This is a genomic window from Streptomyces sp. YIM 98790, from assembly GCF_011421595.1.
Lineage (GTDB): Bacteria > Actinomycetota > Actinomycetes > Streptomycetales > Streptomycetaceae > Streptomyces.
The window spans coordinates 1-7,827 of record NZ_WTLH01000236.1; the positions used below are offsets into that span (position 1 = coordinate 1).

At 73.5% G+C, this 7,827-nt stretch carries 8 protein-coding genes; 2 read left to right on the forward strand and 6 right to left on the reverse strand.

Going from position 1 to position 7,827, the window contains the following annotated elements; genetic code table 11:
* The 4 genes from GQS09_RS25330 to GQS09_RS25345 form a co-directional block, all read right to left on the reverse strand.
* On the reverse strand, positions 1 to 329 hold a 329-nt coding region (locus GQS09_RS25330; protein WP_279577796.1), incomplete at its 3' end, for an urease accessory UreF family protein.
* A 102-nt stretch (positions 330 to 431) separates the two neighbouring features.
* Positions 432 to 2,156, reverse strand: coding sequence for an urease subunit alpha (locus GQS09_RS25335; protein ID WP_165989886.1), 1,725 nt, complete (start codon positions 2,154 to 2,156; stop codon positions 432 to 434).
* Complete coding sequence (locus GQS09_RS25340; RefSeq protein ID WP_165989887.1) at positions 2,149 to 2,460, reverse strand: urease subunit beta; 312 nt, start codon at positions 2,458 to 2,460, stop codon at positions 2,149 to 2,151. The genes GQS09_RS25335 and GQS09_RS25340 overlap by 8 nt, the downstream gene beginning before the upstream one ends.
* A gap of 17 nt (positions 2,461 to 2,477) precedes the next feature.
* Positions 2,478 to 2,780 (reverse strand): urease subunit gamma, encoded by a 303-nt coding sequence (locus GQS09_RS25345; protein WP_165989888.1) that lies wholly within the window; start codon positions 2,778 to 2,780, stop codon positions 2,478 to 2,480.
* A 236-nt stretch (positions 2,781 to 3,016) separates the two neighbouring features.
* Here GQS09_RS25345 and GQS09_RS25350 point away from each other — a divergent pair, with 236 nt between their 5' ends.
* Together GQS09_RS25350 and GQS09_RS25355 are read left to right on the forward strand one after the other, a co-directional pair.
* Positions 3,017 to 4,039 (forward strand): aspartate-semialdehyde dehydrogenase, encoded by a 1,023-nt coding sequence (locus GQS09_RS25350; RefSeq protein ID WP_165989889.1) that lies wholly within the window; start codon positions 3,017 to 3,019, stop codon positions 4,037 to 4,039.
* A 303-nt stretch (positions 4,040 to 4,342) separates the two neighbouring features.
* A complete protein-coding gene (locus tag GQS09_RS25355) occupies positions 4,343 to 4,783 on the forward strand; it encodes a cell division protein SepF (protein ID WP_165989890.1) in 441 nt (146 codons plus the stop codon).
* A 60-nt stretch (positions 4,784 to 4,843) separates the two neighbouring features.
* Here the strand turns inward: GQS09_RS25355 and GQS09_RS25360 are convergent, their stop codons facing one another.
* Both GQS09_RS25360 and GQS09_RS25365 read right to left on the reverse strand, forming a co-directional pair.
* Positions 4,844 to 6,034: an acyl-CoA dehydrogenase family protein gene (locus GQS09_RS25360; protein WP_165989891.1), complete on the reverse strand. Its 1,191-nt coding sequence runs from the start codon at positions 6,032 to 6,034 to the stop codon at positions 4,844 to 4,846.
* A gap of 203 nt (positions 6,035 to 6,237) precedes the next feature.
* Positions 6,238 to 7,827, reverse strand: a 1,590-nt coding sequence (locus GQS09_RS25365; RefSeq protein WP_243761771.1) for an MFS transporter, incomplete at its 5' end; no start/stop codon positions are given.

Genomic DNA, 7,827 nt, shown 5'->3' on the forward strand with positions numbered 1-7,827 from the left:
GCCCGCATCAGCTGGCGCCCGAGCCGTCGCGCGGTGGCGCGCAGCGCCGGGCTCGGCGTCCGGGCGTCCGCGGCGGTGTCCAGGTCCAGCGGGTCGGCCCCGGCACAGGCCGCCGCCGCCAGGGCGGCGGCGGTCAGGCCGGCGGTGTGCAGCCGGCCCCGGCAGAAGTCCTCCAGCGAGGCGGCATCGGTGATCCGGCCCGCCTTGACCGCGGCCTCGGCCCCGCCGGAGTGCGCATGCCCCCCGGCCGGGAACCGTCCGTCCGCCAGCACCATCAGCGCGGCGGGGGCGGACGGCCCGGCGAGGCCGGCGGACGGCGGGCGTTCCATGGGCGGATTCCTTCCGGGAGTACGGGAGCGGTGACGCGCGGCCGGCGGTGTGCCCGGCCGGAGAAGCCGGAAGCCGGACGGGAAGCCGAACGGGAAGAACGGCTAGAAGAGGAAGTAGCGCTGGGCCATGGGCAGGGTCCCGGCCGGGGCGGGGGTGACCTCCTCGCCGTCGATGGTGACGGTGAAGGTGTCCGGCTCCACCCGGATGTCCGGGGTGGCGTCGTTGAGCCGCATCTGCGCCTTGGTCACCGCCCTGGCGGACTCGGCCGCGACCCAGCGCTTGCCGGTGTCCAGCCGCCCCGGCAGCCCGTCGGCCAGGGCCAGCGGCGAGACGAAGTTGACCGAGTTGCCGGCCGGTGCCCGGCCCATCGCCCCGAACATCGGCCGCGGCAGCACCGGCTGCGGCGTGGGGATCGAGGCGTTGGCGTCTCCCATCTGCGCGTAGGCGATCTGCCCGCCCTTGATCACCAGCGCCGGCCGGACGCCGAAGAAGGCCGGCTCCCAGAGCACCAGGTCGGCCAGCTTGCCCTGCTCCACCGAGCCGATCTCGTGGTCGACGCCCTGGGTCACCGCCGGATTGATGGTGTATTTGGCGACATAGCGACGTACCCGGGTGTTGTCCGCCCGCCCGTCCCCCGGCAGCGCTCCGCGCCGCACCTTCATCACGTGCGCGGTCTGCCAGGTGCGCATGACCAGCTCGCCGATCCGGCCCATGGCCTGGGAGTCCGAGCCCATCATGGAGATCGCGCCCAGATCGTGCAGGATGTCCTCGGCCGCCATGGTGGTGGGCCGGATGCGGGACTCGGCGAAGGCCAGGTCCTGCGGCACCGCCGGGTTGAGGTGGTGGCAGACCATCAGCATGTCGAGATGTTCCTCGACCGTGTTCACGGTGTGCGGCCGGGTCGGGTTGGTGGAGCCCGGCAGCACGTTCGGCGCCGAGCAGACGGTGATGATGTCCGGCGCGTGCCCGCCGCCCGCGCCCTCGGCGTGGAAGGCGTGAATGGACCGCCCGCCGATGGCCGCCAGCGTGTCGGCCACGAACCCGGCCTCGTTGAGCGTGTCGGTGTGCACGGAGACCTGGGCGCCGGTCTCGTCGGCCACGGTCAGGCAGGCGTCGATGGCCGCCGGGGTGGTGCCCCAGTCCTCGTGCAGCTTGAAGCCGACCGCGCCGCCGCGGAGCTGGCTGAGCAGGCCCTCGCGGGAGACGGTGTTGCCCTTGCCGAGCAGGCCGATGTTGACGGGGCAGCCGTCCATCGCCTCCAGCATCCGGGCCAGGTGCCACGGCCCGGGCGTGACCGTGGTCGCCTTCGAGCCCTCGGCCGGGCCGGTGCCGCCGCCGATCAGCGTGGTGACCCCGGATGCCAGGGCCTCGTCGGCGAGCTGCGGGCAGATGAAGTGGACGTGCGCGTCGATGCCGCCGGCCGTGAGGATCCGGCCGTTCCCGGCGATGATCTCGGTCTCCGGTCCGATCACCAGTCCCGGGTGCACACCGTCCATGGTGTCCGGGTTGCCTGCCTTGCCGATGCCGGTGATGCGGCCGTCCCGCATGCCGAGGTCGGCCTTGTAGATCCCGGTGTGGTCCAGCACCACCGCGCCGGTGATCACGGTGTCGGGGGTGCCGTCGGCCCGGGTGGCCCGGGACTGGCCCATGGATTCCCGGATGACCTTGCCGCCGCCGAAGACCACCTCGTCGCCGGCCCGCGGCCCGGGCCCGCCGCTGAGGTCCTGCTCGATCTCGATCAGCAGGTCGGTGTCGGCCAGCCGGATGCGGTCACCGGTGGTCGGGCCGTAGAGGTCGGCGTAGGCGGCGCGGCTCAGCTCAGGCATCGAGGTCTCCTCCGGTCTCGCCGCGCAGCCCCGGGACGATCCGGCGGCCCGCGAGGGGGATCAGCGCCACCTCGGCCGGGATGCCCGGCTCGAAGCGGACGGCGGTGCCGGCCGGGACCGCCAGCCGTCTGCCGCGGGCGGCGGCGCGGTCGAAGTCCAGGCCGGGATTGGCCTCGGCGAAGTGGTAGTGGGAGCCCACCTGCACGGGGCGGTCGGCGGTGTTGCATACGGTGAGCCGGGTGATCTCGGCGCCCTCGAAGAGGACCACCGGGTCGTCGGCGAACAGGATCTCTCCGGGAATCACGGCGGCGGCCTTCCGTGCTAGCTGATCGGTTCGTGGACGGTGACGAGCTTGGTGCCGTCCGGGAAGGTGGCCTCCACCTGGACGTCGTGGATCATCTCCGGCACGCCCTCCATGACGTCGTCCCTGGTGAGCACCTTGCGTCCGGAGGTCATCAGCTCGGCGACGGTGCGGCCGTCCCGCGCCCCCTCCAGCAGGTGCGCCGTGATCAGCGCCACCGCCTCGGGATGGTTCAGCCGCAGCCCGCGCTCGCGCCGCCGGGCGGCCACATCCGCGGCCACATGGATGAGCAGCCGCTCCTGTTCGTGGGGGGTCAGGTGCACCGTGCCACCTCGCCGTCTCGGGTGTTGCCGTCGCCTCGTTGCGTCGTGCCAGGCCACGGAGCGTAGTCCGAGCTCGTTACAGGAGCGTTACTTCCATTCAGAAGTATTCGGTGGGGCGGTGTGATCCACGTCAAAGGAAAGGATTGGCTCGCGCGGTGCCGGGCAGGGCAGGCTAGGAGGTGCGGTCGGGACGACAGACGCACAGAGCAACAGGCCAAGGACAGAGGTATCAGCACATGAAGATCGGGATCGTCGGCGCCACCGGCCAGGTCGGCACAGTGATGCGGGAGATTCTGGCCGAGCGGAAGTTCCCGGTGGACCAGCTCCGGCTGTTCGCCTCGGCCCGCTCCGCCGGGCGCACCCTGCCCTGGCAGGACAGCGAGATCACCATCGAGGACGCCGCCACCGCCGACTGGTCCGGGCTGGACATCGTGCTGTTCTCGGCCGGCGGCGGCACCTCGCGGGCGCTGGCCGAGAAGGTCGCCGCGGCGGGCGCCGTGGTGATCGACAACTCCTCGGCCTGGCGGCTGGACCCCCAGGTTCCGCTGGTGGTCTCCGAGGTCAACCCGCATGCCGCGGCCGACCGGCCCAAGGGCATCATCGCCAATCCGAACTGCACCACCATGGCGGCCATGCCGGTGCTCAAGCCGCTGCACCGGGAGGCCGGGCTGACCGCGCTGGTGGTCGCCACCTACCAGGCGGTGTCCGGCAGCGGTCTGGCCGGGGTGGGCGAGCTGGACGACCAGGTCCGCGCCGCCGCCGCGCAGGACGCCACCCGCCTCGCCCGGGACGGCCAGGCGGTGGACTTCCCGGCGCCGGAGAAGTACGTGCGCCCGATCGCCTTCAATGTGCTGCCGATGGCCGGCTCGATCGTGGACGACGGGCTCGGCGAGACGGACGAGGAGCAGAAGCTCCGCAACGAGAGCCGCAAGATCCTGGAGATCCCCGGCCTGGCCGTCTCCGGCACCTGCGTCCGGGTCCCGGTCTTCACCGGGCACTCGCTCCAGGTCAACGCCCGCTTCGAGCGTCCGCTCAGCCCGCAGCGGGCGGCCGAGGTGCTGGCCGATGCCCCGGGCGTGCGGCTCTCCGACATCCCGACCCCGCTCCAGGCGGCCGGGCGGGACGCCAGCTACGTCGGCCGCATCCGCCGGGACGAGACGGTGGAGAACGGACTGGCGATGTTCCTCTCCAACGACAACCTGCGCAAGGGCGCCGCGCTGAACGCGGTGCAGATCGCGGAGCTGATCGCCGCGGAGTGAGCCGGTGCGGCGGGGGCCGGGCAGGCCGGCGTCACCCGGGCGCCGCAGCGCCCGGCCCCCTCGTCACCCTCCCGGCAGCAGAGCGGGAACTCACTCTCCGTCAACCGGACGTGTCCTCAACTCCCCTGAGCCGCCGTCGTGTCCGGCCCGCCGAATGCACCAGAACCGTCACAGAAAGCCGTTTCCACGGCTAACCACTTGGCGCATTCTCGGCTCCATGCACGACGATAGGGGGGCGGAGTGTCACCGCGTACCACGACGATGGGAAGTCGGGTGACCCCGCGCATCGGGAAGGAGGCGTCCATGGGTTCGGTACGCAGGGCGAGTGCGTGGCTGGGACTGGTCGAGGACCGCGAGCGCTACTACGACGACGACTACGCCGAGGGACCGGAGCCCGGTGACAGCGCCCCCGCCCCCTGGACCACCGACCCCCGGCTGCGGGTGGCCGCCGAGGCCGCGCAGGAAGAGGGGCGCAGGATCGCCACCGTCACTCCGCAGGGCTTCCGGGACGCCCGCCGGATCGGGGAGCTGTTCCGGGACGGCGTACCGGTCGTCATCAATCTGACCGCGCTGGAGTCGGCCGACGCCAAGCGGGTGGTGGACTTCGCGGCCGGCCTGATCTTCGGGCTGCGCGGCTCCATCGAGCGGGTGGCCAACCGGGTCTTCCTGCTCACGCCCGCCAGGTACGAGGTGGTCAGCACCGACGGCCGGCGCCACGACGGCGGCTTCTTCAACCAGAGCTGACGGGAAGCGGCGGACCGGGCGCGGCCGGCCGGCTCCCGACGGGCCGGCCGGCCGGGCACGTCAGCCGCGGAAGGCGTCCAGACCGGTGAGGGCCTTGCCCAGCACCAGCTGGTGCATCTCCGAGGTGCCCTCGTAGGTGAGCACCGATTCCAGATTGGTGGCATGCCGCATCACCGGATACTCCAGTGAGATGCCGTTGGCGCCGAGGACGGTGCGCGCGGTGCGGCAGATCTCCAGTGCCTCCCGGACATTGTTCAGCTTGCCGAAGCTCACCTGCTCCGGCCGCAGCCGGCCCGCGTCCAGCCGCCGGCCGAGGTGATGGGCCAGCAGCAGGCCCTTGTTCAGCTCCAACGCCATGTCCGCCAGCTTGGCCTGGGTGAGCTGGAACCCGCCGATGGGGCGGCCGAACTGCTCCCGGGTCCGCGCATAGTCCAGCGCCGCCCGGAAACAGCTCCGGGCCGCCCCCATGGCGCCCCAGACGATGCCGTAGCGGGCGTGGCCGAGGCAGGCCAGCGGAGCCCGCAGGCCCTCGGCGCCGGGCAGCAGGGCACCGGCCGGCAGCCGCACCTCGTCGAGGATCAGCTCGCTGGTCACCGAGGCCCGCAGGGACCACTTGTGCCGGATCTCGGGCGCCGCGAAGCCGGGCGTGTCGGTGGGCACGGCGAAACCGCGGATGCCCTCCTCGGTGCGTGCCCAGACGACGGCGACGCCCGCCACCGAGCCGTTGGTGATCCACATCTTCCGGCCGCTGAGCACCCAGTCGCCGCCGTCGCGGCGCGCCCGGGTGCGCATGCCGCCCGGGTCGGAGCCGTGGTCGGGCTCGGTCAGCCCGAAGCAGCCGATCACCTCGCCCGACGCCATCCGCGGCAGCCACTCCCGCTTGGTCTCCTCCGAGCCGAAGCGGTGCAGCGCGTACATGGCCAGCGAGCCCTGCACCGAGACCAGGGAGCGGATGCCGGAGTCGGCGGCCTCCAGCTCCAGGCAGGCCAGACCGTACTGGACGGCCGAGGCGCCGGCGCAGCCGTAGCCCTCCAGGGTCATGCCGAGCGCGCCCAGGGCGCCCAGTTCGCGGGCCAGCTCCCGGATTTCGGGCAGTTCACCGCGCTCGTACCAGCCGGCGACCTCCGGCAGCACCCGGTCCGCGGCCCACTTGCGCATGGTCTCCCGCACCGCGAGGTCCTCCGGGGAGAGCAGATCGTCGATCCCGAGCGGATCGGCGGGGTCGAAGGGGGGCAGGGGCACAGCGGCCATGCGTACGCCTCCGGTGCGAGGGATTCCCGGTCAGGGGCCGAAGCCCCGCCAGACGCTACGGCCCGGTAACCCCGCCCGGCAAGCATCCCGCCCGCGCTGTGGCCTGCCCCACCCCGCACCGCACAGCCCCCGCCGTGCACCCGCACAATGCGGCACGGCCCGCCGCCGCGCCGCCCGCCCTGCCGCTGACGGCCGCCCGGCCGTCAGCGGTCCTTGCGGTGCTCCGTGACGCGGGGCACGGCCCGTGCGGCCGGCCCGGTGAGCCCGCGGGGCAGGCGGAGCGCGGCCAGGGCGCCCCCGACCAGCAGCAGCGCGCTGACCGCCAGCACGCTGTGCGTGCCGCTGACAAAGGCGTCCCGCGCGGTCAGCCGCAGCGCCTCACCGGCGTCGCCGCCGACCCGGTCGGCCACGGCGTACGCCTCCGCCAGCGAGTTGCCCGCGGCTGCCAGGTCCGCCTCCTCCAGGCCGGCGACCCGTCCCACGCCCGGGCCGTAGACGGCGTTCATGATGCTGCCCAGCAGCGCGATGCCCAGCCCGGCGCCGAACTGGTAGGCCGTCTCGCCGATCGCCGCCGCCTCCCCGGCCTGTGCCGCCGGGGCGTCGCTGAGCATCGACTCGTAGGCGCCGAACAGCGTGGTCTCCAGGCCGAATCCCAGCATCACGAAAGCGGCGGCCAGCAGCCCCGGCCGGTCCTGCTCGCCCAGCCCCAGCAGGGTCAGCACGGCGACCGCGGTGAGCAGGAAGCCCAGCGACACCATGGTCCGCGGCCCCATCAGGGTGAGCATCCGGGAGCCGGCCAGCCCGGCGGCGATGGCCGCCACGCTCAGCGGCAGCAGGCGCAGCCCGGTCTCCAGCGGGCTCAGCCCGAAGACGAGCTGGAGGTACTGGGCCGCGATCAGGGCCAGCCCGACCAGGGCCAGCACGGTGAGCACGATGCAGCCGACCGCGGTGCCGAACGCCGCGCGGCGGAACGCCGAGAGATCCAGCAGCGGGCAGTGCCGCCGCCGCTGACGGCGGACGAAGAGGGTCAGCAGGGCCACGCCGAGAAAGGCGGCCAGCAGGGTGCCCGGCGAGAAGGGATCGCCGCTGCCGGCCCGCTTCACGGCCAGGATCACGCTGAACAGCCCGGCGGCGGCCAGCGCCGCGCCGAGCACGTCCCACGGCCCGGTGCCGTCCCCGGTGGACTCCGGCAGCAGCCCCCGGCCCACCGGCAGACAGACCGCCATCAGGGGGATGTTGATCAGGAAGACCGAGCCCCACCAGAAGTGCTCCAGCAGCACCCCGCCGACCAGCGGGCCGAGTGCCGCGCCCACCGCCGCCACCGCGCTCCACACGCCGATCGCCATGGCGCGCTCCCGGCGGTCCGGGAAGACGTGGCGGAGCAGGGAGAGAGTGGCCGGCATGATCATGGCGCCGCCGACACCGAGCAGCGCCCGGGCGCCGATCAGGGTGACGGGCGAGTCGGCCACCGCGGCCAGCGCCGAGGCCAGCCCGAAACAGGCGTAGCCGAAGAGCAGCACCCGCCGGCGGCCCACCCGGTCCCCCAGGGTGCCGAAGAGAATCAGCAGCGAGGCGCAGATCAGCGGGTAGATGTCCACGATCCACAGCAGCTCGACGGGGCCGGGCCGCAGATCCTCGGTGACCGCGGGCACCGCCACGTGCAGCACGGTGGCGTCGATGGCGACCAGCAGCAGGCTGACGCAGAGCACCGCGAGCACGGCCCAGCGATTGCGCGGACCGCGCTCCGCGGCCCCGCTCCGGCCGGCGGTCCCGGCGCCGGCGGTGCCGCCGGC